At 58.6% G+C, this 23,706-nt stretch carries 22 protein-coding genes; 11 read left to right on the top strand and 11 right to left on the bottom strand.

Going from position 1 to position 23,706, the window contains the following annotated elements:
* Positions 1-921: 921 nt before the first annotated feature.
* Entirely contained in the window at positions 922-1,335 is a 414-nt protein-coding gene (locus FFH90_RS11080; protein ID WP_256663689.1) for a malate:quinone oxidoreductase, read from the bottom strand.
* Between the two features lie 83 nt (positions 1,336-1,418).
* Here FFH90_RS11080 and FFH90_RS11075 point away from each other — a divergent pair, with 83 nt between their 5' ends.
* Both FFH90_RS11075 and FFH90_RS30255 read left to right on the top strand, forming a co-directional pair.
* The gene (locus tag FFH90_RS11075) at positions 1,419-1,931 is read left to right on the top strand and encodes a type VI secretion system amidase effector protein Tae4 (RefSeq protein ID WP_138867171.1); all 513 of its coding nucleotides are present in this window, start codon (positions 1,419-1,421) and stop codon (positions 1,929-1,931) included.
* Positions 1,928-2,179 (top strand): hypothetical protein, encoded by a 252-nt coding sequence (locus FFH90_RS30255; RefSeq protein WP_225602804.1) that lies wholly within the window; start codon positions 1,928-1,930, stop codon positions 2,177-2,179. The genes FFH90_RS11075 and FFH90_RS30255 overlap by 4 nt, the downstream gene beginning before the upstream one ends.
* 88 nt (positions 2,180-2,267) lie before the next feature.
* Here the strand turns inward: FFH90_RS30255 and mqo are convergent, their stop codons facing one another.
* The 3 genes from mqo to FFH90_RS11055 all read right to left on the bottom strand — a co-directional run bounded on the left by mqo (position 2,268) and on the right by FFH90_RS11055 (position 5,584).
* Complete coding sequence (gene mqo, locus FFH90_RS11065; RefSeq protein ID WP_138867169.1) at positions 2,268-3,908, bottom strand: malate dehydrogenase (quinone); 1,641 nt, start codon at positions 3,906-3,908, stop codon at positions 2,268-2,270.
* A gap of 318 nt (positions 3,909-4,226) precedes the next feature.
* Positions 4,227-4,937, bottom strand: coding sequence for a GNAT family N-acetyltransferase (locus FFH90_RS11060; protein WP_138867168.1), 711 nt, complete (start codon positions 4,935-4,937; stop codon positions 4,227-4,229).
* Positions 4,938-5,014: 77 nt separating this feature from the next.
* Complete coding sequence (locus tag FFH90_RS11055; protein WP_064616936.1) at positions 5,015-5,584, bottom strand: YceI family protein; 570 nt, start codon at positions 5,582-5,584, stop codon at positions 5,015-5,017.
* On the opposite strand from FFH90_RS11055, the gene FFH90_RS11045 reads away from it, so the two are divergent.
* From FFH90_RS11045 to FFH90_RS11035, 3 genes are all read left to right on the top strand, one after another.
* Positions 5,583-6,455 carry a DUF3885 domain-containing protein gene (locus FFH90_RS11045; RefSeq protein ID WP_225602803.1) on the top strand — a complete coding sequence of 291 codons (873 nt, stop codon included), beginning with the start codon at positions 5,583-5,585 and terminating at the stop codon, positions 6,453-6,455. The genes FFH90_RS11055 and FFH90_RS11045 overlap by 2 nt on opposite strands.
* An 87-nt stretch (positions 6,456-6,542) precedes the next feature.
* Entirely contained in the window at positions 6,543-6,914 is a 372-nt protein-coding gene (locus FFH90_RS30170) for a hypothetical protein (RefSeq protein WP_018928174.1), read from the top strand.
* A gap of 157 nt (positions 6,915-7,071) precedes the next feature.
* Positions 7,072-7,833, top strand: coding sequence for a hypothetical protein (locus FFH90_RS11035; protein ID WP_018928175.1), 762 nt, complete (start codon positions 7,072-7,074; stop codon positions 7,831-7,833).
* Between the two features lie 66 nt (positions 7,834-7,899).
* Here FFH90_RS11035 and FFH90_RS11030 read toward each other — a convergent pair whose 3' ends face one another.
* Positions 7,900-9,231, bottom strand: a complete 1,332-nt coding sequence (locus FFH90_RS11030) for a PLP-dependent aminotransferase family protein (RefSeq protein ID WP_138867167.1) — start codon at positions 9,229-9,231, stop codon at positions 7,900-7,902.
* A 90-nt stretch (positions 9,232-9,321) separates the two neighbouring features.
* Here FFH90_RS11030 and FFH90_RS11025 point away from each other — a divergent pair, with 90 nt between their 5' ends.
* Positions 9,322-10,218: a DMT family transporter gene (locus FFH90_RS11025; RefSeq protein ID WP_064616934.1), complete on the top strand. Its 897-nt coding sequence runs from the start codon at positions 9,322-9,324 to the stop codon at positions 10,216-10,218.
* Between the two features lie 70 nt (positions 10,219-10,288).
* Here the strand turns inward: FFH90_RS11025 and FFH90_RS11020 are convergent, their stop codons facing one another.
* The 3 genes from FFH90_RS11020 to FFH90_RS11010 form a co-directional block, all read right to left on the bottom strand.
* Positions 10,289-11,656, bottom strand: coding sequence for an MBL fold metallo-hydrolase RNA specificity domain-containing protein (locus tag FFH90_RS11020; protein WP_225602802.1), 1,368 nt, complete (start codon positions 11,654-11,656; stop codon positions 10,289-10,291).
* 79 nt (positions 11,657-11,735) lie between these two features.
* Positions 11,736-12,671, bottom strand: coding sequence for a universal stress protein (locus FFH90_RS11015; protein WP_138867165.1), 936 nt, complete (start codon positions 12,669-12,671; stop codon positions 11,736-11,738).
* 105 nt (positions 12,672-12,776) lie between these two features.
* Positions 12,777-13,697 (bottom strand): universal stress protein, encoded by a 921-nt coding sequence (locus tag FFH90_RS11010; protein ID WP_138867164.1) that lies wholly within the window; start codon positions 13,695-13,697, stop codon positions 12,777-12,779.
* Positions 13,698-13,922: 225 nt separating this feature from the next.
* On the opposite strand from FFH90_RS11010, the gene FFH90_RS11005 reads away from it, so the two are divergent.
* The gene (locus FFH90_RS11005; RefSeq protein WP_138867163.1) at positions 13,923-14,489 is read left to right on the top strand and encodes a GNAT family N-acetyltransferase; all 567 of its coding nucleotides are present in this window, start codon (positions 13,923-13,925) and stop codon (positions 14,487-14,489) included.
* A gap of 62 nt (positions 14,490-14,551) precedes the next feature.
* Here the strand turns inward: FFH90_RS11005 and FFH90_RS11000 are convergent, their stop codons facing one another.
* Positions 14,552-15,469, bottom strand: coding sequence for a universal stress protein (locus tag FFH90_RS11000; protein WP_018928182.1), 918 nt, complete (start codon positions 15,467-15,469; stop codon positions 14,552-14,554).
* Positions 15,470-15,576: 107 nt separating this feature from the next.
* A complete protein-coding gene (locus tag FFH90_RS10995) occupies positions 15,577-16,815 on the bottom strand; it encodes an MgtC/SapB family protein (protein WP_138867162.1) in 1,239 nt (412 codons plus the stop codon).
* A gap of 262 nt (positions 16,816-17,077) precedes the next feature.
* On the opposite strand from FFH90_RS10995, the gene FFH90_RS10990 reads away from it, so the two are divergent.
* From FFH90_RS10990 to fnr, 3 genes are all read left to right on the top strand, one after another.
* On the top strand, positions 17,078-17,998 hold the full coding sequence (locus tag FFH90_RS10990; protein WP_018928184.1) for a universal stress protein: 921 nt from the start codon (positions 17,078-17,080) through the stop codon (positions 17,996-17,998).
* Between the two features lie 50 nt (positions 17,999-18,048).
* The gene (locus FFH90_RS10985; RefSeq protein ID WP_105346849.1) at positions 18,049-18,696 is read left to right on the top strand and encodes a BON domain-containing protein; all 648 of its coding nucleotides are present in this window, start codon (positions 18,049-18,051) and stop codon (positions 18,694-18,696) included.
* Positions 18,697-18,861: 165 nt separating this feature from the next.
* Positions 18,862-19,608 (top strand): fumarate/nitrate reduction transcriptional regulator Fnr, encoded by a 747-nt coding sequence (gene fnr, locus FFH90_RS10980; RefSeq protein WP_138867161.1) that lies wholly within the window; start codon positions 18,862-18,864, stop codon positions 19,606-19,608.
* Between the two features lie 14 nt (positions 19,609-19,622).
* Here the strand turns inward: fnr and FFH90_RS10975 are convergent, their stop codons facing one another.
* Positions 19,623-21,905, bottom strand: coding sequence for a heavy metal translocating P-type ATPase (locus FFH90_RS10975; RefSeq protein WP_138867160.1), 2,283 nt, complete (start codon positions 21,903-21,905; stop codon positions 19,623-19,625).
* A 292-nt stretch (positions 21,906-22,197) separates the two neighbouring features.
* Between FFH90_RS10975 and arcD the strand changes: the two genes are divergently transcribed.
* Positions 22,198-23,691, top strand: a complete 1,494-nt coding sequence (gene arcD, locus FFH90_RS10970) for an arginine-ornithine antiporter (RefSeq protein ID WP_111453745.1) — start codon at positions 22,198-22,200, stop codon at positions 23,689-23,691.
* Positions 23,692-23,706: the final 15 nt, after the last annotated feature.

The following is a 23,706-nucleotide window of genomic DNA, read 5'->3' as shown; positions in this document are numbered from 1 at the left end:
ACGCCCACCAACCTCAGAGCATTCAAACAAACTCCACAGCACCAAAAAACATATGGATTCAAGAACGACGAGGGACACAATGAGCAACTCATTCTTGGCCTCCATAATACAATGGACAAGTGCAACTCTTCTGATACTGATTATTCTTCGATGGATCATGAAAGAGCAGATAAAGGAACGGACGACTGAGGAATCAGGACTATTGAGACTACCGAGAGGCGTCCTTATTGTTGGCCTTACTTGCCTCCTGGGATTCTCCGCTTTGGCAATTATCTCAAATATCATCAGCAATAAAACGACTACTGCGTGGACAACGGCTGGCTTTCTCAGTTTTGCGCTACTGGGACTCTATCTAGTTGCCGTTTATTTTCTCGAACGACACGAAGTCTCGGAGCACGGCCTTACATTCGGCCGAGTGTTCCGAAAGCACGGATATTTAAGTTGGGTCGAGGTTTGTAGTGTTCGATACTCTAGGAAGATGAATTACTTTCGGCTGGAAACGCATATGGGCAGTGTCGCGCGGATCTCGATCCTCTTCATGGGACTTCCCGAATTTGCAAAGCTGGTCCTCGTTAACGTCCCCCTTGAAATGATAGAACCTGGAACCTTGCCGGTTTTGGAAGCAATCGCGAACCGCAGCCCTGTTCAGTAAGGGAGGCGAAGATTTTTGGATTCAGAAAAGCAGGCGTATTACGCAAGGTTTGAGGCTACGGATAAATGGATAAAAAGCCTGGATTTGATGCATGACGATGAGTGAAACCGCTCTCCTCAGGTCTGCTTCACAGCCCAACGGGGGCAAGCCCCCTCGCCACAAAAAACGCGCCAAACTCAGGTATTGCGCTACCTGCCAGAGCTGAATCCCAGACACAAAAAAGCCCACTGACCGTCACCGGTCCAGTGGGCTTTTGACAGGGCCTCTAGTTACAGAGCCATATCCGTCGCAGCATTCTCTTTCACAGCCTTAGGCTTCTCAGCCGGAACAGCAGGAGCCGCTGCCTGACCAATCTCCGGCGGCGGAGTCAGCTCCAGCACCTTGGCGGTGTAAGCCCACTCTTGAGCCACTTTCTCAGGGCTGTTGTTCAGCTGAGTGCCGTAGCTAGGCACGATCTGGTGCAGTTTTTCCTGCCAGGCTGGGGTGGCAACCTTGTCCTTGAACACTTTCCGCAGCACGGTCAGCAGACCGGCGATGGTGCCGTCAGCGGAAGCAACGATTTCGGTACCCAACTTCAGCACGCCACCCGCTGCTTCATCACGCTTGATGATTTGCACGCGTTGACCGGCTTGCCACAGACTGCCCTTCCCTACGGCAGGATGAAGGAATTCCGATTTTTCCATTGACCTCTGAGAGGTCTCTTCAGCAAATAGGACCTTCTGCTAGGCTAGGCGTCAGGATTAAAGGACTACAGGGAGAAGGCAGGATGCTCACATTCGACACATTATGGAAAAGCCACCCAGAAATATTTGGAGACGCAGCTCCGTGCAGAACCAACGGCGCCAAAAATTTCAGTGATCAGTGTGCTATCAACCTCGGCGTGGCACTACGCCGGGCAGGTGCTGATCTCGGCAAGCTCAAGGATGTCCGCCACTGTTGGCAGCACCCCAAGAGCGAAGGGCATGTACTGGCAGCAGAAGAAATAGCGCAAGCGTTAAGCCAAGCCAAAATTCCCGGTATGCACGCCATCAAAAAGATAAAGCCAAAGGACTTCGAAGATGATCTTGAAGGGCAACAAGGCATCATTTTCTTCAAGGATTTCTGGCGCCGAGGAAACGAGACCTTCGGCAATCGCAGCGGCGATCATATCGATTTATGGAACGGGCGTAGACTCACGGACTGGCTGAGCTACCCTCGTATTCAGTTGGGTTTTTCCATTGAGGGCAGTTTCTCCGACTACCACGAGTCGAAGGAAATATGGTTTTGGAAGGTCATATGAAAATTGTTAAAGGGGCATTGTTCGTCATCCTTGTTGTTGCCCTGGCCGTTGGGGCGTTTAATTTGATATTCGTGACAGTGTCAGGCTACTTTGGGCCGTTCTACGAGAGTGAGGCAGACCAAAGTCGGAACTTTGCAATTTGGCTTTTGGGTAATGCGGGGGTTGGGTTGCTTTCGGTTGTCATGGGTGTCGTTTTGTATCGGCGATATCTGCACAGGGCACGACACGCAAACACCACGAACTCGTAGCTGCCGAAGGCTGCGATCTTTTGATCATCGCCCACAAAAAAGCCCACTGACCGTCACCGGTTCAGTGGGCTTTTGACAGGGCCTCTAGTTACAGAGCCATATCCGTCGCAGCATTCTCTTTCACAGCCTTAGGCTTCTCAGCCGGAGCAGCAGGAGCCGCTGCCTGACCAATCACCGGCGGCGGAGTCAGCTCCAACACCTTGGCGGTGTAAGCCCACTCTTGAGCCACTTTCTCAGGGCTGTTGTTCAGCTGAGTGCCGTAGCTAGGCACGATCTGATGCAGTTTTTCCTGCCAGGCTGGGGTGGCAACCTTGTCCTTGAACACTTTCTGCAGCACGGTCAGCATGATCGGTGCGGCAGTCGATGCGCCTGGCGATGCGCCCAGCAGGCCGGCGATGGTGCCGTCTTGCGAAGCAACGATTTCGGTACCCAGCTTCAGCACGCCACCGGCGGCTTCATCACGCTTGATGATTTGCACGCGCTGGCCGGCTTGCCACAGGCGCCAGTCTTCGGCTTTGGCATTCGGGAAGTATTCTTTCAGGGCATTCATGCGGTCTTCGTCAGACAGCATCAGTTGGCCTGCGAGGTACTCGACCAGCGGGTATTCCTTGATGCCGACGCGGGTCATTGGCCACACGTTGTGCGTGGTGGTGGTGCTCAGCAGGTCCAGGTACGAGCCTTCTTTGAGGAACTTGGTGCTGAAGGTCGCGAATGGGCCAAACAGGATGACGCGCTTGCCGTCCAGGACACGGGTGTCCAGGTGCGGAACCGACATTGGCGGTGCGCCAACGGAGGCTTTGCCGTAGGCCTTGGCCAGGTGTTGTTCGGCGATGGCCGGGTTATCGGTGACCAGGAACGAGCCGCCAACCGGGAAGCCTGCGTATTCCTGAGCTTCAGGAATGCCGGACTTCTGCAGCAGGTGCAGTGCACCGCCGCCCGCGCCGATGAACACGAACTTGGCGTCGGTTTCGGTTTTGGTGCCGTCTTTCAGGTTTTTGTAGCTGACGCGCCAGCTGCCGTCTGCGTTCTTGGTGATGTCTTGCACTTCGCTAGACAACTTCAAGTCGAACTTCGGCGTGGTTTGCAGGTGCGCGACGAACTGGCGGGTGATCTCGCCAAAGTTCATGTCGTTACCGAGCGGGCTCCAGGTGGCCGCGACTTTCTGGTTCGGGTCACGCCCTTCCATCATCAGCGGAACCCATTTCTTGATCACTGCCGGGTCTTCGGAGTACTGCATGCCGGCGAACAGCGGGCTTGCTTGCAGGGCTTCGTAGCGCTTCTTCAGGAACTTGATGTTGTCATCGCCCCACACAAAGCTCATGTGCGGAGTGGAGTTGATGAACGAACGCGGGTTCTTCAGCACGCCTTGCTGAACCTGCCAGGCCCAGAACTGACGGGAGATCTGGAAGGCTTCGTTGATTTCAACGGCTTTCGTGATCTGAACTTTGCCATTCTCGTCTTCCGGGGTGTAGTTCAACTCGGCCAGGGCGGAGTGACCGGTACCGGCGTTGTTCCAGCCGTTGGAGCTTTCCAGGGCGACGCCATCGAGGCGCTCGACCATTTCCATCGACAAGTCGGGTTCCAGCTCATTGAGCCACACACCCAGCGTTGCACTCATGATGCCGCCGCCAATGAGCAGCACATCGACTTTCTTTGCCTCCGCGTAAGCGGACGTGATCCCCATCGACAAAGCCAGCCCCAGCAGGGCTGTGTTCAGTTTCTTAAACATTTGTAGCACCTATGATAAACGCCATCCGCCTCCAACCCTCATTCATGAGCAACCCAGGTTCACGGGTACGCAGGCAGCGTGCCGCGGGTTTCTGCATTCAGAAAGATTTGAAGGTGGGCACACAAGGCCGACGTGTCTCCATCGACCTCAGTTATATGTCCCTCGTGCACTGACTTCTTATCATTATTGGCTCAGCTACTTGAGCGACATTGATTCTGTCGCACGTCTGTGGACGTACGAACCGAATAAGTCAAACCAAGTTAATGCGACAGAATATCACGCCTCGGCCAGCCTGCGCGCCCGAAAGGACTCGACAGTCTAGACGGGACGAGGCCCGTGCTCGGCGTTTTTGCTCAAACGATCCAGCACAAACGCCTTGGCGTTGCGCGTCATTTGGTCGAGATGCCGGTCGCGCTGCTTTTCTGCATCGATCATTGCCCGCTTGCCGTGTTTTTGCAGCAGATACGTATGTATCTGCCGCACCTCCAAAGAACTGTAGATCGAGGTGACATCCAACAGGCCCATCAGGCCTTCAGTGGCGTGATCCCGGGTGTTCATCAGCACCTGAGTGCCGCGCACGCCCAGCACTTGAAAGCCCATCGACTCGAACCAGGGCACTTTGGCGACGGTGCATGTCAACTCGGCATGGGGGTAGCGACCGAGCATATCTTGCAGCATCGCCCGCGCGACACCCTGTCGCCGGTGACTGGCCTGCACCGCCATGTACGCCACGCCGCAGGCCTCGGGATCGTCCTTGACCGGCAGGTACAGCAAAAACCCGATGACCTTCTCGGGATCTTCATCATCCATGGCGACGATCAACTCGACCGCAATGCCTTTGGCGCCGCCGAGCGCTTCCAGGTAGAGATGAACCTCATAACCCACCGCGTATTGATAGACGTTGTACAACGGGTTGCTCGGCGCGATGCCTACCATGCTGATGTCGGTCAGGTTGTCGACGACCATCTGCAGAATCTGGCTGTTGATGGGCTCCGGGCATGGAGTGGCAAAGTGGGTGAGCTGGGGCATTGCGTTTCTGACTCCGGATCAAGGCTTACTGAACATCAGCCCGGCCATTGTCACAGATCAAGCCCCTCGCAGGAAAATCACCGCTGCGGCGCGACGATGCGGAAGCGGATGTCGATGTCGTTGGAGACCACCGTATCGGCCCACTCCCCCTCCCCGATCTTGAAGTCACTGCGTTTGAGAATGATGTTGCCATCGAAAATCCCGATGGCCTGCTCCGGCTTCAACAGCACCTTCACCTGCAACTCGCGCGTCATGCCCCTGAGGTTAAGTTTGCCGGTGATCAGATAGCGTTGATTGCCCAGCGCTTTTACCCGAGTCGATTCAAAGGTCGCCACCGGATAGTCCGCCGTGTTGAACCAGGCAGGCTTTTGCAGCTCGGTATTGGCATCGCTGCTGCCGGCGTCGATGCTGGCAAGGTCGATGGTCATCCTGGCGTGGGCCGCGGTGGGGTTTGCCGTGTCGAAATCGAGCGTGGCGTCGAATTTGCCGAAGGTGCCGTACACCCTGGAGCCGAACTGGTTATAGGTGAAGGAGATCTTGCTGGCGGTGGTGTTGACCCGGGTGTATTCAACGGCTTGGGCACAGGGCAAGACGCCGATCGTGAGGATGGCGAGCAATGCGGCTAAACGCGGGAATCGAAGAGACATGGAATTCTCCGGGTGGAATGCCCTTCAGGGATTGAAGTGCAGCACCCGTGTGGCTGCGATAGCTGGACTTAAGCAAATATTCGAGGGTTATTCCAGCCCAGCAGAGCCCCTGCTCCTCAAAAGCCCGGCCCCACGGGTCTTTGGACTCGCCGGAAAGCCCGATGTGCCTAAAGTTGTGCTCTTGGCCGCCGACTCCCTTTTACTAACTCCTCTTACGAAGGACCGTAAAGTAGTGAACCTACAGCGTGAAATTGACGAGGTTTTCGAAAGAAAAGCCTTCGAACGGCCACTGTTCTATTCCTACCCGGGAGGTTTGCGATTCAGCCTTTCCGAAAAGGGAACTGCCATTGAACAGTTTCTCCTGGCGCTTCAAAAAGCACGGTGCATTTGCGAGGACATATTCTCCGAGGAAGGATCGCTCGTTGTCTGTCTTCGTGTTCGTTCCGGAGCAAATCCATTTGCACACCGACCTGTTCTAGCGGAGCTTCGGGCGGCCGGTATCAAGATCCCCTCGAATCATTCCCGATGGCTTAACCCCATTCATCCGGACAATTGGTTTAATGAACATGAAGAAGAGCATTGGGCAAATGTCGCCTTTCATGCCCCATTGTCGCTACTTCAGAACTTTCTATGGTGTGCATTGGCGAAGGACATTGGAGACATTCGGCCCCGCCCGTTTTGTGACATCTACTTTTTCAACCTGAACCTGCAGGTTATGGCATTTCCCTACGATGATCGCGGCATGGATGTCGTCGGACCGAACAGGACTGCCCTGGCGCAGTTGTATCAGAAACATCAGCGTTTTTTACTAACCCATGATCGACCAGTGATGGATGAGGTATTCGGAGTCCAGGAACCCCATTGTAGATAACGCTGACAACGACGCCTGGACTCCAAAAAATTTGGGCTCGATGGGGCGTGAAACAACCCGAACTGCTCTTCGATAAAGGAAAGTGCAATGCCACCACTGATATGGGACCCGTTTGACCTTTTCAACGTACTTGGGGTTGCTCCTTCTGAAGGAGAGTCCGGGATCTCGCACCAGTACATCGTCGAACAGGGCGCTGTCAGACTGCAATTGACCATTTGGCAATTTGATTGCGATGTTGAAGTCCAGCTGTGGGCGGCTCCGCTACCAAACCCAATAGTGCGGTACTCAATGCTCGATTGCCCGGGTATACGCGTCGTTAACGATAAACGTGGTCGTTTTTTAGAGTTCGCTGCGTCTAATACCTTCTCGGGTCGCTACGACGGCTATTCAGTCATTCCTTATGGTTTAAGACTCTGGATTGATCCGCAAATTTTTCTTGAGCCATTCACCTACTCGTGATTGGTGCTCCCACGTCTTTACCCAGCCTGCCATTACTGGATAATGGCCCCCTGCCACAACCAGGCTCTGACCTTGATTTCTCAAGGTTTTATATTGCTACAGCCTGACAGTCACCTTCAAGGACGGACGATCGGCTACGGAACAAGGAATCAGCACCGTGATATCCCAGCAAGACTCAGCAATACCGCTTACCCGCACTCAGAAATTCACCTCGTTGATCACCCGCGGCATGGCAGGCCTCAGCGTCGTGCTGGGCGCCATGTGGGCGTTAATCACCTATGCCGTGCCGGACCCGAGCGTGTTCGGTTTCAGCTTCATCAGCTGGAAAAACGTGGTCCTGCTGGTGAGTGCATTTATATTTCTGGGAGCCGTTTCAATCGGCTGGCAGATTCGTAATTTCACGCCGATGCTCCGCGGCGCGTTGCAGTTTTTCATGATCGCCGGCTTGTCTTTCGGCTTCTTCATCCTAGGCACCGAATACGCCAAGCCCTCTTTCGAGTTCGCCAAACTGCAAGCCAAAATAGTCGAAAACGAAGGCAACAACCTGCTCGGCAAACGCATGGAAGTGCTGGATAACATTCGCATCGAACTGGAGGGTTGCGAGAACATCGGCCGTCTGCCCACCTGCACTTTTGAACTGACCAATCTGAACGTAGACCGCAGCTTTCGCTTCGACGACGGCACCCGGCTATTCGACGAGTCTGGCGGTCCACTGAAGTTCGAGTCGATCCGGGTGGGCCAGGTCGAGGACAACGCCTGGCTGCGCTTTCAGCTGATTCGCAACGTACCTACACGCGTTACGCTGATCTTCCAGCAGAGCAACAGCAAACTCAGCAAAACACCAGCGATCAAGTTGGTGTTTCGAGATGGGAATGATGAGACGCTTACCGTCAAATTCAGTGAGATTGTAATGCGTTAGTTGTTGGAATAAAGGCTCTCTACCGACCACTACGGCGCAGGCACATACTCTTCGGTAATAACGAGACTATGTATAAGCCCCAACCACCCACTTCACTTTCTCCAGCGCCTCCCTGAGCGCCCCCATCTCCACGGAGCCCAGCGCCAGGCGAAACGCATGCGGAACGTTGGCCGAAGTGGCAAAGGGTTCTGCGGTTGAAACCGAGACGTTTTCCCGCATCAACGCCATGGCGATCTGGTCGGCCCGTGCGTCTTCCGACAATGGCAGCCAAAGAAAATACGACGAGGGGTGGCGAATACAGCGCAGCCCCGCCAGTACCTCGCCGGCCACGATTTGCCGGGCCTGCGCGTCCCGGCGCTTTTCGGCTTCCAGTTGCATGACGGTGCCGTCGTCAAGCCAGGTGGTGGCAATCGCCGTCATCACACCCGGGGTATTCCAGGTGGTCGCTTTGATTGTGCGTTCCAGCGCTGGCACGTTCTGCAGGGGGGCGGCGACGAAGCCGACGCGCAGTCCGGTGGCCACGCTTTTGGAGAGCCCGGACACATAAATCGTCCTCTCGGGGGCGAGTACCGCCAGCGGTGCGGGCGGATTCTCCGCGAGAAAGGCGTAAGCGGCGTCTTCAATGATCAGCAGCCCATGCTGGCGCGCAATCGTCACCAGGTATTCCCTTTGCTCGGCACTCATCACCCAGCCCAGCGGATTGTGCAGGGTCGGCATCGTGTACACGGCCCGCACGCGTCGATGCCGGCACAGGCTTTCCAGCGCTTGCAGATCAGGCCCGTGATCGAGCACCGGAATGGGCACGATTTCAAGGTGCAGCGTGTCGGCCAGGGCCTTGAACCCCGGGTAGGTCAACGCGTCCGCGGCAATCACGTCACCAGGTTGCAACAGCGCCATCATCGTCACCGCCAGCCCTTGCTGGGCGCCGGTGACGATCAGCACTTGCTCAGCCTCGACCGTCAACCCTCGAACGCGCAGATGGCGCGCCACAGCGGCGCGCTCATGGGGTCGCCCGGCGTGTGGCTGGTAGCGCAGCAACGCTTCCAGATCACCGGCCGAGGCGAGCTGACGCAGGGCATTGCGCAACAATTCGGCCTGCCCGGGAAGCGCCGGATAGTTGAAGTTCAGGTCGGTCATGCCGGCGGCAACGCTGTGTTGATCGATAGCCTGGTTGGGCGACCATGAGGTTTCCCTGACGAACGTCCCCCGCCCCGTCTCCCCGCTGACCAGGCCCATGGCTTCCAGCTCCGCATAGACCCGGCTAGCCGTCACCAGGGCCAGGCCTTCCGTGGTCGCCAACTGACGGTGAGTCGGCAAGCGTGTGCCCGGCAACAGGCGCCCTGAGCGAATATCCGCGGCAAACGTATCCACCAGTGATTTGTAGCGGGAACGAGGCATGAGCAGATGTATCCATGACAATATTTTGATTGTATTGAGTTTCGTCCATACGATGCCTTCCATGCAACCTGAGCATGAAGGGGATCCAGAATGGAACGCACATCGAACCTGCAACAGCACACCACGGAAAAGACCGCGAGCGGATGGCTCAATGGGTTCATCGGCGTGCTCATCTTCAGCGGCTCGCTGCCGGCGACACGGGTGGCCGTTCTACAGTTCGACCCGGTCTTCCTGACGGTCGCCCGGGCCAGTATCGCTGCCCTTGTGGCGCTGTGCTTGCTGTTGCTGTTCAAGGAAAAACGCCCGGCCAGGCATCAGCTGCTCTCCCTGGCCATCGTGGCCCTGGGCGTTGTATTAGGGTTTCCGCTGTTGACCGCACTGGCGCTGCAATATGTAACGTCTGCGCACTCCATCGTCTTCGTTGGCCTGTTGCCGCTCGCCACCGCAGCGTTCGGGGTCTGGCGCGGCGGCGAGCGGCCCCGGCCGGTGTTCTGGTTCTTCTCGGTGCTGGGCAGCCTGCTGGTGGTGGGGTTTGCCGTCTCCCAAGGCCTGACGGCCTCTCCTGCGGGGGACGTTCTGATGTTGCTGGCGATCCTGGCGTGCGGGTTGGGCTATGCCGAAGGTGCGAAGCTTTCCAAGACTCTGGGAGGCTGGCAGGTGATTTCTTGGGCGCTGGTGCTGTCGCTGCCCGTCATGGCGCCGCTGACCTGGTTACTGGCCCCGCCTTCGCTCTCGGCAATCACCCCACCCGCGTGGTTGAGCCTGGCTTACGTCTCGCTGTTCAGCATGTTGATTGGCTTTGTGTTCTGGTACCGCGGGCTGGCTCAGGGCGGAATTGCCGCCGTCGGCCAGCTTCAATTGCTGCAGCCATTTTTTGGCCTGGCACTGGCGGCCACGTTGCTGCATGAGCAGGTCAGCGTTGCCATGCTGGGGGTGACCGTGGCAGTGATTCTTTGCGTGGCCGGGGCACGAAAGTTCTCGAAATAGACGGCTCGCGTGGCGAAACAAATCGGCCAGGGGCTTTTTTTAGAGCCCCTTTTCTATAGTGGCCAGAGCACTAAAGAGGCCCCGTCAGCTCCACGCTGTCGCGGTACTCCGGCACCGAGACCGACCAGCCCAGCTCCAGGCTGATGCGCCGGCGCAATACATCCGAGGCATTGGGTTCGCCATGTACCACATAGGTGTGTTTCGGCGGCCGCTTGAAGCCGCGCAACCACAGCATGATTTCATCGCAGTCGGCGTGTGCGGACAGGGTTTCCATCGGCACCACTTCGGCGCGAATCGGCACGTCCTTGCCGTGAATACGTACCGACGGGGCGCCTGCGATGATCTGCGCGCCGCGGGTGCCGCCCGCCTGAAAGCCCGGCACCAGCAGCGTATTGAGTGGGTTGGGCGCCAGCGCCTTGAGGTGGTGCAGCACCCGCCCGCCAGTGGCCATGCCGCTGGCGGCGATGATCACCGCGGGTGTGCGCTGCTGGTCCAGCTCGATGGAATCTCTGGTTGAGCGCACAAAACGCGTGACACGGCACATGCCTTCGCACTCTTCCAGGGACAACCGGTGTTCACTGCGAAAGCGCTGGTACAAGCGTGTGACGTCGGTGGCCATGGGGCTGTTGAGGTAGATCGGCAGATCGGGAATCGCGCGTTTCTGTTGCAAGCGATACAGGTGATACATCAGCAACTGCGCGCGACCGACCGCGAACGATGGCACCAGCGTGATGCCATGGCGCAGCGCGGTACGGGTGATGACCTCGGCCAGTTGATCTTCCGGGGATTCGTCGGGATGCCGACGGTCACCATAGGTCGACTCCACCAGCAGATAATCGGCCTGCTCGATCGTCTCCGGGGCAAACATCAATGGATCGTTCGGCCGCCCCAGATCCCCGGAGAACACCAGGGTCATGCCATCGGCGACGACTTCCACGGTCGCTGCGCCCAGAATATGCCCGGCTCCGCGCAACAGAATGCTCATCCCCGGGACAATGTCGACCCGGTGGTGCAACTGCACCGGCCGCAGCAATTTCAATGCCCGCTCAGCGTCTTGCTCGGTGTACAGCGGCAAGGCCGGAGAGTGTTTGGAGAAGCCATGGCGATTGGCGAACTCGGCCTCTTCTTCCTGCAAGCGGCCGCTGTCGCACAGCAGGATTTTCACCAATTCACAGGTGGCTGGCGTGGCATATACAGGGCCGCGATAGCCGTTGCGCACCAACACTGGCAGGTAGCCGCTGTGATCCAGATGAGCGTGGGTCAGCACAATGGCTTCGAGGTCGCGAACCGGCAACTGGAACGGGTCCCAGTTGTGCAAGCGCAGTTGTTTATAGCCCTGGAACAGACCGCAATCGATCAGCACATGCTGGTCGCGATGTTCCAGCAAGTACTTGCTACCCGTGACCGTGCCCGCAGCACCGAGAAATGTCATTCGCATGGCCGTTTCCTTGAGCATTCATGGAGCACTATTGATCGCTCCTTTGCGCTTGTGGGCAGTTGATTTTTATCAATCGAGGTCACACTGGTTCATCTTCTCTGTCGAGCCGGGGCAATGGCTTGATGATCGTCAGGCTGCAAGGCGACCGGTTCAATACGCTTTCCGCCGTACTGCCGATGAACATATCGATCCCGCGATGGTAGGTCGTTCCCAGCACCACCATGTCGAAGGCATGTTGTTGCGCGAAATGGGCAATGACCTTGGGAGGGATGCCAGGCAGCAGATGGCGCCGTTGTTTCTCGACTCCGTAGCGTTCGGCAAGCGCTTCAAAGGCCTCCAACTGGGCATCGTTGACGGCGTCTTCCAAACTGCCATCGAGAGTCGCCGTCGGCACATTCACTTGCGCCTCCCCCAACTCCGACCAGCCGCTGACATTGAGCAGGTGCAAGGTGGCGCCGCAAGATTCGGCCAGGCTCGAAGCCAAGTCGAGAATCCGGTCATTGAGCCCCTGGGTCAGTTCCTCCAGATGGGACAAGTCGATGGTCGCCAGTATGCTCAACGGCTTGGGATTTGTGGCATCGATGACCAGGTGCAAGGGCGCCGGACAGTCGCGCAGCAACTGCCAGTCCAGCGGACGATGGAAGGCGCGATCGAGCGCTGATACGCGGTGGGTGTCCTTGATCACCAGGTCTGCATGGAAGTCATTCACGTACTCCAGCAGATGCGCCAGGGTTGGTCTGGCCCACACCACTTCAGTGCTCACTTGCACGCCTTCGCGTCGTTGAAACCGGGCTTGCTGCTCCAGCCATTGACGATGTACCTGCAAGTAACCCTCCCGCGCCTGGGCCATGGCGTCGTGGTCAAACAGGCCGGCCGCCGCCAGCGCCTGGACATAATCGAAAGCGACAATGTGCAGCATCGCACCGGTTGCACAGGCCAGGGCCCGCGCCCGATCGAACGCCGGGGTGCGGACCATTTCGGTCGGGGCAATCAATAGCAAACGTTGAATTTTCACCCTCACCCACCTCATCTGGATAGCTTCAGGTTGTGGCTCAAGTATCGGGGGGCTCTCGCCATGCGGCTCTGATTTTTATCAACTAATGGCCGGCCAGCGATCGGCTTACCGCGCGACGCTCGAACCCGGCTGCCTGACTGCCAGAATGCTGCCCGGTACCGAGTACAACGCCCGCTCGGTGTTGCTGCCAATCAACCGGTCGATCCCCACGCGATGCACAGTGCCCATCACCACCACATCCGCCAGGTATTGCTCGACAAACTCGCTGATCACCGGCACCGGCAGGCCCATGACAAAGTGCCGACGCTCGGGAGGAACACCGTAGCGATCCGCCAGGGTGATAAACGCCCGGTGCAGGGATTCGCGCAGCTCCTCGACGAAGTCCATGCCCCAGCCACCGGCGATCAGCGGCGCATCGCCATTGAACGCCGGCGACAAGTCGTAGGCGTACAGCAGGTGCAGCGGTGCATCGCATTGCAGCGCCAGTGCGTTGGCCGTCTGGATGATGGTGTCGTTCAGGCCACTGATTTGCGTCGCCGGATCGAACGGGTCCACGGCGGCCACGACCCGGTGCGGCAACCCGTAACGGACCTGATTGACCAGGTGCACGGGGATCGTGCATTCGCGCAGCAGATGGCAATCGAGCGGAGTGATGAACACCCGTTTGAGCGCCGGTTCCAGGGTGACATCCTTGATCAGCAGGTCGGGCTTGAGGTCTTCGATTGTCTTCAAAATATCCAGCAGCGGATGGGTGGTGAAGACCGCTTCAACCGTCACGTCCACGCCCTGCCCGCTGAGCCGCTCGACCTCGTCGGCCACCCAACGATGACAGTGGCGCAGATAACGCTGATACCCCGCCTCGTCGATTTTTTCTTCCCATAAATGAACAATCGGTGCCGGATCGACAAAGGCCCGCACATCCAGCGCGGCCCCGCTCGCCTTGGCCAGCGCGATGGCCCGGAGCAAGGCAGGAGACTGATGCAGGGTCCGGTCGGCGATCAGTAACAAACGTTGATATTGCCCCATCTCACACCTCCGCTCGAAACCGGTCCCTTACCCGCCGGCATGGGCCAAGACTGCGCCCGTTGCCCCCTCCCCGAGGTTGATTTACATCAAATACCCGCAAATGAATGCCCTCGTGACGGGTGTCTGATCCAGATCAGATTCAAGGGCTGCCAGTGGCGTAGAAAGGAATCAACCGCGTGATGGGTGAATACGCACCGACCTTTCAAACAAGATGGAGGATCATCCATGCTCACTGTCAAAGACCACAATGATCGGGCCGCGGCGGCCTATGCCGCAGTCCCCGGAAAGTACTGGATCGAAGCGCTCAAGGACGGTCGCCATGTGCTGATCCGGCCACTGCTGGAAAAGGACCGCGAACTTGAATACGCCTTCATCAAGCGCCTGTCGCCCGAGTCCCGGCACATGCGTTTTCTCGCGCAGATCAACGAGCCCGGCGCCGCCATGCTCGATCAGTTGATGGACACCGATAACAAACAGCGCATGGCTTACATTGCGCTGGTTCACGAAAACGGCAAATTGATCGAAATCGGCATCAGCCGCTACGCCGCCACGTCGGAACATGAGTGTGAGTGCGCGGTGACAGTCGCCGATGAATGGCAGCATCTGGGCCTCGGCACGGCCTTGATGGAGCATCTGATCAAGGCCGCCCGCAGAAACGGTTTTAATCAGATGTATTCGATCGATGCCGCAAGCAATACCTCTATGCGCGACCTGACCAAAGCCTTGGGTTTCGAGCGGCACAACGATCCCAACGACAGCCGCCAGGTCATCCATCGTCTGTATATGTCATAAAAGCCGATTGCCCCACGACGTACCGGCCAACGGTCCGCCGTGGGGCAAGTCTACGTTCAGGGTTACAACGACCTGTCGGGTTTGATCGCCAGCACACTGCAAGGGGCTCGGTGCAAGAGCTGTTCGGCAGTGGTCCCCAATAGCTTGTTCAACCCCGAGTGCTGCACCGTCCCCATCACAATGACATCGGTGTGATGGTCCTCGACGAACTTGCAAATACTCGGCACTGGCGCACCTTCAATGAAGTGCCGACGCTGCGACGGCACGCCGTGACGCTCGGCCAGTGCCGTGAACGCCTGGTGTTGCGCCGTGCCCATGGCTTCATAAAGACCGGAGGCCAACGGGAGTGCGCCAACGCCCATGTCCAGGGCATACACGGCTGTCCAGTCATACGCATGCACCAACTCGATCTGCGCCTCACACTGTTCAGCCAGCTTGGTGGCGGCGTCGATAATCTGGTCATTGAACACCAGGTCCTGCTCTTCGCTGCGCAGCACATCGACGATGGCCAGCACGTTACGTGGCCGCGCGTTCCGGGCGTTGGTCACCAGATGCACCGGCACCGGGCAATCGCGCAACAACTGCCAATCCAGCGGAGTGAAAAACACCCGTTTCAACGCCGACTCCTCCTGGGCGTCCTTGATGATCAGACTCAGCGACATCTCGTTGACGAATTGCAGGATTTCCTCGTAAGGGTGCTGTACCCACACCACCTCGCTGGTGACCTCGACGCCGTGCTTGCTTATCAAATGGGCTTGCTCGGCAAGCCATTGCCGATGGGTTTGCAAATAGCCTTCCCGGGCCTGGGCAATTTGCTCGGGGGCGAACAGGCCGGCGACGGCCAAGGCCTGCAAGTAATCGAATGCCACGATGTGCAGCGGCGATTGCATCGCGCGGGCCAACGCGGCGGCCCGGTCGAACGCCGGAGTACGGGTCATGGAATGGGGGGCGATCAACAGTAAACGCTGAGTCTGCGACATGGGACACCTCGGCACGCGGCCATCTCGATGCAATGAGTAGAACCCTAGAGTGATCGCGGCAGATTCGGGCGACTTGATCTTTGTCAGCTACAGCGCTCGGATGCCCGTTAATGCAGCAACATGCCCACCCACATCGCCAACGTCAGCAAGACCTGGCCGGGAATGACATACGCGGCGAACCGTCGCCCACCGCTGACCCAGGCCACCAGGCATTTGCTCAGGGAGTTACTGCTGATGGCAACCAGCGTGGGCCCGGCAATGGCGTCGAACGGCAACAGTCCGGCCTTGGCCAGGGCGCCAATGGACGCCGTCGAAGAATGGGCATCGGCGAAACCGGTGAGCGTCGTCGTGACCATCACGCCCACTTCGCCAAAGTGATTGAGCACCATCGAAGACACAAAGGTAACGCCGGTCATGGTCAGTGCGATGACCAACGCCAGCTTGAGGTTGAACGCACCGCCGACCTTGACCGGCTGATTGTCGCCACTCGCAGGTTTGGGCAACATCAGGCTCAAGCCATACAGCGCCGTGGCGGCGGCACCCAACAACAGCGGCCCCCACATGTAGCGCAATAGACCGATGTCGACCGCCCCCAGGATCAGGCCGACCTGAATGATGGTCGCCAGGTTGGACAGCATCGCTGCCGCACTCAAGACTTTGATGTTGCCTGGCTCCTTGGCGACAAGGTGCCCCATCGCGGCGATGGTCGCGATGCTGGAAGCAAACCCGGAGGCGATGGCGCTGACCACATAGCCGTAACGGGCACCCAGGGTACGAACGGCAATATGCCCGACCGCCCCGACGGCCATCAGCAACACCGTCAGGGTGCAAATGGTGCGCAGATTGATGGCGGCATAGGGGCCGATAAAGCGATCCGGCGCCAATGGCAACACCACCAGGGCGGCGACCAACAGCACCAGACCGTCGCGCATCTCCCCTTCAGTCAATTGGCTGCGCGCAAAATGATGCAGTTTTTGGCGATACGTCAGCAGCCCCGCCACCACCACGCCAATGGCGATGGCCAGTTCGGGCGCGCTGTTACACAACGCCCCCAACGCCAATACCGTGAATAACGCCACTTCACTGGTGACACCTGGGTCAGTGCCCAGGCTTCGCCAGTAAGCCACAGTGACCAGCAAGGCCACCGAAACCGCCATGATGCCCACCAGCAAACCACCACCGATTTGCATCGCCACATAACCCAGCAACGCGGTGATCGCGAACGTACGCAATCCGGCACAGGCGCGACTGTCCCCCCGCCCCTTGTGCCGTTCACGTTCAAGGCCGACGAGCATGCCGATCCCCAGCGCAGCTGCCGCCCCTGTCAGGCCCAAGGTTTCGTTCATATGACTCCTGTCCGGGTATAAGCCACAACCCCAAGACTGCACCGGCATGACGCAGGAGAGATTGATAGTGGTCAATGTTTTATAGATGGACCTGGCGCCCCCCGCCACACGTCGGGCCGCAAGCTGGATCACTCGCCAGATTGATAAAGATCAATCCCGTCCCCTCGGTCAGCGGCAGGATATAAATCCAGAGAACCACTGCCCAAACGCAGGGGTGTCAGTGAGTACAGGAATATCTACGATTATTGACGGGAGTTTGGTCATGTCTGAGCAATCACGCTTCATGCTGGTCGTCTCGCCCCTGATGGAAAACAGCCCCGCGTTCGACCGCGCCGCTGCATTGGCCAAGGCCTCGGGCGCGGCCCTGCATATCGTCGCCTTCGATTACCTGCAAGGGCTGGCAACGGCGAGCATGGTCAACGAACAAGCGCTGGAGGAGATGCGGCTGGGGTATGTCGAGCGCCATCGGCAATGGCTCGAAGAACAGGCCCGCCCCTTGCGTAAAATCGGGGTGCCCGTCACCACGGAGGTGATCTGGGTTGAACGACCTTTGCAGGAAATCCTCATTCATCTCAAAGAACAGCCGATGGCGGTACTAATCAAGGCACTGGAATACGAGTCGCTGCTGTCACGGATCATGTTCACGCCCCTGGATATCCATTTGCTGCGCGAATGCCCGGTACCGCTGCATTTTGTCAGCCACGTGAAGCACGCGCTGCCGCGCAAAATCGTCGCCGCGGTCGATCCCTTCCATAGCAATACCCAGTACAAGGATTTCAACGACAGGATTTTGCGCGAAGCCTCAAAACTGGCCAGCACCTGTAACGCTCAGCTCGACGTGATCTACGCCCACGACCTTTCATCCCTCAGTGCGGACGAGTTCGATTTCGACAGTAGCTCAGCGCTGTTTTCCCCAGGCAAAGCCAAGACACTGTTTGATGCTCAGGCCGATGCCTTCCGTGAACTGGCCGAGCGCAATGGTATTGCGCCAGAGCAACAGCACATGATCATGGGCAACCCGACCAAGGTTCTTACCCAATACGCCGATGCCTACGACATCGACGTGCTTGTCATGGGCCGGGTCGGCCACCGGGGCGTGGGTCGACTGGTGGGCAGCACGGTGGAGCATCTGCTGTACAAAATGCCGTGCAGTGTCTGGGTGGTTTCACCTGAGGAACTGTAGAGGGCTGTTTCGCACCTGGCCTACCAACCTTTCAGACAAAGGACATCACCATGAACGACTTGAGTCTGCGTCAGAGCATTATGGATGAGCTTGAATTCCAGCCTGAGATCGATGCCGCCAACATCGGTGTGACCGTGGACAATGGCGTCGTCACGCTCACCGGGCACGTTAAGAGCTACGCGCAAAAAGTCAGCGCGGAACGCGCGGTAAAAAGCATAAAAGGGGTACGGGCCGTGGCCGAAGAAATTCAGGTCAGGCCGATGAAAAGCGCGGGCACGGCGGACGACGCCATTGCCTCCCGCGCCTTGAATATCCTCACCTGGAGCTCCGACATTCCTGAGCAGGACATCAAAGTCATCGTGCAGAAAGGGTGGATCACCCTTGAAGGCGAAGTGGACTGGCAGTACCAGAAAGAAACCGCCGAGATGGCCGTGCGCAAGCTGTCGGGAGTGGTAGGTGTGGACAATCGGCTCACCCTTCGCCCGCAGGTGAACGTGGAGGATATCCAGCGTCGTATCGAAGAAGCCCTCAAGCGCAATGCCGAAGTCGATGCCCAGGAAATTCACGTCAAGGTCGAAGGCGATGTGGTGAAGCTGGAAGGCAAGGTTCATTTGTGGCGCGAACGTAAGATCGCCGAACGTGCCGCCTGGTCAGTACCGGGGGTGAGGCAAGTGGATGATCATCTGCGCATTGCCTGAGTCTACGAGCCCGGGAAAACCCTAATTTCCCCGGAGCATCAAGGGTTTGCGGCGGGCCAGCGGGCTTCCCGTTCGTCGATTGCTCCCGGCAATCCTCCGAACGGAGCCCGTGCCCAAATGCACAACACCTATGCTTTATATATAAACCCCCATGGCGCCATTGACATGACCGAAGTCCGCCTGCTTCAGGGTCAACACCTCAAGGCTGCCTGTTCCAATTGCAGTGTATTAGAGTTTTGCCTGCCTTTTGGTCTCGACAAACTGGAACTCGAGCGCCTGGACAAGCTGATTTTGCAACGGTTCAAGGTCAGGAAAGGCGCCCCCCTCTACCGCGCAGGCGATCCCTTGCACTTGCTGTATGCGATCCGTATTGGCTCATTCAAGACCAGCGTGCTGTCGCTCGATGGCCGCGAGCAGGTCACCGGCTTCCAGTTGCCCGGCGAGATGCTCGGCCTGGACGCCATTAGCGCCGAAGAGCACACCTGCAATGCATTTGCTCTGGAGGACAGTGAAGTCTGTCCCATCCATTTTTCTCAGCTGGAAAAACTCGCCCGGGAGCTGCCGGCACTGCAACACAACCTGAACAGGTTTCTGAGCCGTGAAATCGTCCGCGATCACGATCTGCTGATGATGTTGGGCAACATGAACTCGGATGAGCGTTTGGCCGCCTTTCTGCTGAACCTGTCGCTACGCTTGAGCATGCGTGGCTACTCATCCAGCGAATTCATACTCAAGATGCGGCGCGACGAAATAGGCTCCTACCTGGGGTTGCGCCTGGAAACCATCTGCCGGGGTATCGCCCATCTGCGGGAACAGGAGCTGGTGGAAATAGCCGGTCGTGAGGTCAAGATCCTGAACCTGCACGGGCTCAAGCAGTTGGTCGCCGGTTGCCATTCGGTGGCCCTCCACTGACGCTGTATGGCTTTTCAACGCTTATCAAGGTAACGAAACAACTCTTCCTCCTGATCGAAGTGCAGCCGCACGAGGGTATCCAGGCGGATCAACTGATGCTGGATCTCATCGACAGAAGCTGTTGCAGGGTCGGCACTGAAATCCGTGCTCATGCGCGCCAGCAAATGGATCAGGCGGAAGATCTCACGGTGGACGTGGCTCATCGCCGACATGGGGTCCTCGCCGGGCAGGCTTTGCGTCAACAGCGGATACAGGTTTTTTTCGTCGTCCCGTTCATGGCGGGCCAGTGATTCCTGCAGGTTTTTTACCAGCGCCAGCAAGTCGCTCTGCGCTTGCTCGAGTGGGCGCTGGGCGAAGTCGCTTGCCAGTTGATGCAGATCGCTGAGTACCGAAGCGAGCTGGTCGTGTTCGTCCTGCAGGTGATCGATATGCTCGGCGGCCAGCTTGCGTTGGCGCAAACCCGGTAACGGCCCCAATGCACGCAAGGCATTGAAGATGATCACCACGTCGATACCCTCCTGCACCACGGCACCGACCAGCGGTGGCAAGTAGCCGAAGGCGGCTACCCCCATGGCCAGCACCGACATGCCCATGCCGGCCAATACGCCTTGACGGGCGATGTGGCGAGTCTGACGGGCGATGTCCAGCGCCTCGACCAGACGGTCCAGACGATCCACCAGCAGCACCACGCCCGCCGCTTGCGCGGACGCCGTGGCACCGCTCGCCCCCATGGCCACCCCGACATTGGCCGTCGCCAGGGCGGGGGCATCGTTGATGCCATCACCGACCATCAGTGTGCTGGCGTGCTGGCAGGCATCCTGTACCGCACGCACCTTGTCCCCAGGACTCAACCCGGCACGCAACTCGTCGATCCCGGCCGACAATGCAATCATCTCGGCGGTTTCCACGCGATCGCCCGTGAGCATGACGATCCGCTCGATGCCTCGGTTGCGCAGTCGGCGCAGGGTCAGCGGGGTTTCCCGACGCAGCTTGTCGGAGAAGATCAGCAGGCCCGCGAGTGCCCCGTCCACTTCAACGAAGCTGCCGCTGCACGCCAGGTAATCCATGCGACGCAACATGGTGGCAGCCCAGTCGCCAACCGGTGATTCATTCTGAACAAAGGACAACGTGCCGAAACGCACCCGCAGTCCATCGATCAACCCGCAAAGACCGGAGCCCGGACTTTCCTCGACCGCCTGCGGCACGCTGAGCGGCAATCCACGCTGACAGGCCGCCTCGACAATGGCCTGGGAGATGGGGTGCGTCGAGGCCTGTGCCAGCGAAGCGGCCAGGCCCAGCAGACGCTGTGGATCGAGCGCTCCGTTGGTCTCGATCGACTGCAAACGGGCGTGGCCGCTGGTCAACGTGCCGGTCTTGTCGAGAAACACTTGCTTGACCTCGGCCAGCGCTTCCAGGGTGACGCCGTCCTTGATCAGGATCCCGCGCCGCGCTGCCCTGGAAATACCTGACATGATCGAAATCGGCACGGCCAGAATCAACGGGCAAGGCGTGGCCACCACCAGCACCGCCAGCGCGCGCAAAGAGTCGCCACTCATGTACCAGGCGAGGCCGGCAATCAGCAAAGTCAGCGGAATGAAGAGCAACGCGTAACGGTCGGCCAAGCGCACGAAAGGCGCGCGCGATTGCCGTGCGGCTTCAGCCAGGCGCACTACCCCGGCGTAGGTGCTCTGCGCTGCGGTTCGAGTGGCGGCCAGCAGCATTGGCGCGCCGACATTGGTCACCCCGCTGGGCACTAGCTCTGCTTCCCGGCGGGTGACCGGCAATGACTCGCCGGTGAGCGCCGACTCGTCAAGAATCGCCGTGGGGCTGAGTAGACGGCCATCGACCGGTACCACTTCCCCCAGGCGCACAAGCAGCGTCTGATGCGGCTGGATCTGCTCGACCGGAATCTGCCGTAAATTGCCGTTCTCCTGCAGCCAGGCAACGCGTGGCGCCCGGTCGACCAGCGCACGCAGTTCGCGTTCGGCGCGTTGTTGGGTGAAGAACTCCAGGATGCGCCCCGACGCCAGCATCAAGGCAATCACCGCCGCCACCAGCGTCTGCTGAAAAAACAACGCGGCGGCAATCGACAGCAGAGCGATCAGGTCCACACCCGCCTCGTGCCGGGCCAGGCGCCTGACAATCTCGACGAGCAGCACCAGGGCCATCACCAGACTGCCCGCGGCCCAGCAAATCGAGGCCCAGTCAGACTTGTGAGCAAGCTGCGCAATGCCCCCGGCCAGCAGGGTCAGGGTGGTGAGCAGCAATAAAACCGGGTCCAGCCACTTACTGAACATCGATGTGGGTTCCTCAAGAAACGCTGCGCAGCCCTCGTTGTACAAATGCCTGCGGCTCATCGCCGTCATGGGTAGAGCTTAGGTCTGGAATGCCCGGCATGTTCGCTGCGCGCTATCAATTGAAGCCTCGTCTGGCGTTAGCGCAATGGCCGCTGCGGGACAAAATCGCTGTGTGCTTTCTTTCTGATTTAAATCAAACAGCCAGGGGCCGTTCACGTAGACATTTAGAGTCAGCGTTCACACCGTCATATCTGCGGTCAGCGCTCTTTCTTTCGTTTCGTGGAGGCCTGACATGGCGACTCATCTGCACGGCACGCAACCGATTCTCCCGCCGACTGCCCCCCAACCCCTGGCCGGCAGTTGGCGACAACTGGAGCCTAAACGCCTGTCCCTGAGCCTGCTGACGGCTCTGGTGATCGGCTCGATGATCGGCAGCGGCATTTTCAGCCTGCCGCAAAACATGGCCGCCAGTGCGGGTGCCGGTGCCATCCTGATTGGCTGGCTGATCACCGGCGTCGGCATGCTGTCGCTGGCACTGGTCTATCAAACCTTGTCCAGCCGTCAGCCGACCCTGGACAACGGCGTGTTTGCCTATGCCCGGGCGTTGGGCGGTGAGTTCCTCGGCTTCAACTCCGCCTGGGGCTATTGGATCAGCGCCTGGGTCGGCAACGTCAGTTACATGGTGATTCTGTTTTCCGCGCTGAGTTTTTTCTTCCCGCTGTTTGGCGAAGGCAACAACAAAGCGGCGATTGTCGGGGCGTCCGTGGTGCTCTGGTCATTGCACTGGATGATCCTGCGGGGCATGCGCACCGCGGCCAAAGCCAACGCCCTGACCACACTGGCCAAAGTCGTGCCCTTGCTGCTGTTTATCGGGCTGGTGATCGCTGCCTTCCAGCGTAAAACCTTCATGGTCGACTTCTGGGGTTCTCCCGCACTGGGCAGCACGCTGGATCAGGTCAAAAGCACCATGCTGGTGACCGTCTGGGTGTTCATCGGGATCGAGGGTGCCAACGTGTTTTCCGCCCGAGCGGCAGAACGCGTCAATGTCGGCCGTGCCACCGTTATCGGTTTCGTCATTACCTTGTTGCTGCTGATTGCGGTGTCCCTGTTGTCGCTGGGCATTCTCGGACAACCGGAGCTGGCGACCCTGAAAAACCCTTCGATGGCGGGCGTACTTGAGGCAGTTGTCGGGCCGTGGGGCGCGATGCTGATCAGCATCGGCTTGATCATTTCAGTGGGTGGCGCCCTGCTCGCCTGGACGCTGCTGGCAGCCGAATCGATATTCACCCCCGCCAAGGAAAAGGTCATGCCGGGCACGCTCGCCATGGAGAGCACCCGTGGCGTGCCCGCCAATGCGCTGTGGATCACCAACGGCTGCATACAACTGTTCCTGCTGCTGACGCTGTACTCGAGCGCCACTTACCTGACCCTGATTTCCCTGGCCACTTCGATGATTCTGCTGCCGTACCTGTTCAGCGGTTTGTACGCATTGAAACTGACCTGGCAGGGCCAGACCTACGCCGGCCACCGAGGCCTGCAACTGCGTGACATGGCCATTGCCTCGGTCGCCACGCTGTATTGCCTGTGGTTGCTGTATGCCGCCGGGCTTAAATACATGTTGCTCAGCGCTTTGCTCTACGCCCCCGGCTCGTTGATTTACCTGGGCACCATGAAAGCTCGTCAGGGACAAGCGCTCAACGGCCCCGAGACGGGACTGTTGATCATTATCTGGGTGGCGGCAGCCATCGCCGGCTGGATGTTGTGGTCCGGAGCACTGGCCTTGTAAGGGCGAGTGCCGGGT

The sequence above is a fragment of the Pseudomonas sp. ATCC 43928 genome (assembly GCF_005938665.2).
Classification (GTDB): domain Bacteria; phylum Pseudomonadota; class Gammaproteobacteria; order Pseudomonadales; family Pseudomonadaceae; genus Aquipseudomonas.
The sequence above is the reverse complement of the archived record's forward strand: the minus strand, read 5'-3'. Positions and strand labels throughout refer to the sequence as shown.